The following is a 1,458-nucleotide window of genomic DNA, read 5'->3' on the forward strand; positions in this document are numbered from 1 at the left end:
AGGAGTAAGGAGTAAGGAGTAAGGAGTAAGGAGTAAGGAGTAAGGAGTAAGGAGTCAGTATCATTGTGGTTTATTAATATGAAAACCGCTGTAAAGTTAATCTTTAAAACTGAAAGGTCTTATAATTATTCACTCAAAATTCTCAAACAAGAATTTTATAGCGGTTTTCACAAAGGTAGACTACAAAATTTATTCCTTCTTCCTTCTTCCTTTAAACCCAAATCTCTGTACTCTATATTAATGAAAACTGCTATAAGCACTAAGGTTAGAATTATCTAGGTTCTAATCTTGATAACTGCCGAGTTTGTTGAGCGTACATTTCTCGTAAAATCAAACCAGGGTCTACCCAACGTCCCCCATATTTCAAACCCCAATGAAGATGGGGGCCACTGGTTCTACCAGTCATTCCGACTCTAGCTATTCGACTCCCGGCGGGCAAAACTTGACCTTGAAGTAGCATAATTCCACCACCACGATCTACTAAATAACGACGTCCGTTACGAGTTTCTACACCTCCTTTAACATGACAGTAGACGTGTTCCCAAGAACCTGACTGAATTACAATGCCAGTACCACAACGACCGTCTTCCCAAACCTCGACAACTTTGCCAGTCCACCAACTTCGGATATAGCTTCCTAGGGGAGCTGCTAAGTCTAATCCATAATGAAACCCTCCACCACGAGGGCCAAAAGGTGATGTGTATCCTTGAAAGTTTTCTACGGGGAAAGAGGCGTTTTGCCAGTTGTTGACATAGGCAATTTGTTGATTGGTAATTTTGGTTTCTTGTGCTTTGACTAATTCTTGTTTTATTCCTAAAGTTGCTATACCAAGTGCAATAAATCCTAGTAGTAATAATTTTTTTTTGGGGTGACGTAAAGTTTGTTTTAAGGCTGTAGATAATGTATATAAGGGATTTTTTCTAGGATTTGACATATTTTTTTACTTTTAAATCATTGATAGCAATGGATAATTTGATAAACCTAAATATTCTGGAAATATGGAACGGAAATTTAATGGTTTTGTTATTAGTAAATATGATTGTTAGTTCTCAAAATTTGGATGATTGATGAATTGTCAATTAACAATTATCTTATTAGGTGGTAATGAGAAAAAAAGATAAGTGGATAGGAGTTATTTCAGTTAGCCTCTTGCCTCCTGCGGAGGAACTGCGCTAACAGAGGAACTTCGTTATCACTTATCAGTACCTCCGAACTGAATTAGGAGGCTTGAAATACTGAAGTTAATTTTTTTCATCTCCTTAAAAGGGGATGGTTGAGACCTTATTTTTGGGTCAAGATAACAAAATTATTTAATACCGGATGTATTGTACAGCAAGAAGTAACTTTTTGAGACGAATTTTACAGCGGTTTTCATATTAATAAACCACAATGATACTGACTCCTTACTCCTTACTCCTTACTCCTTACTCATTACTCCTTACTCATTACTCCTACAAC

At 36.7% G+C, this 1,458-nt stretch carries 1 protein-coding gene; it reads right to left on the minus strand.

The features are described from left to right. Positions 1-271: 271 nt before the first annotated feature. Entirely contained in the window at positions 272-934 is a 663-nt protein-coding gene (locus ACP6PL_RS11830) for a M23 family metallopeptidase (RefSeq protein ID WP_426545459.1), read from the minus strand. Positions 935-1,458: the final 524 nt, after the last annotated feature.

The organism is Dapis purpurea BLCC-M126 (genome assembly GCF_050015975.1).
In the GTDB taxonomy this organism is placed as follows: Bacteria; Cyanobacteriota; Cyanobacteriia; order Cyanobacteriales; family Microcoleaceae; genus Trichodesmium.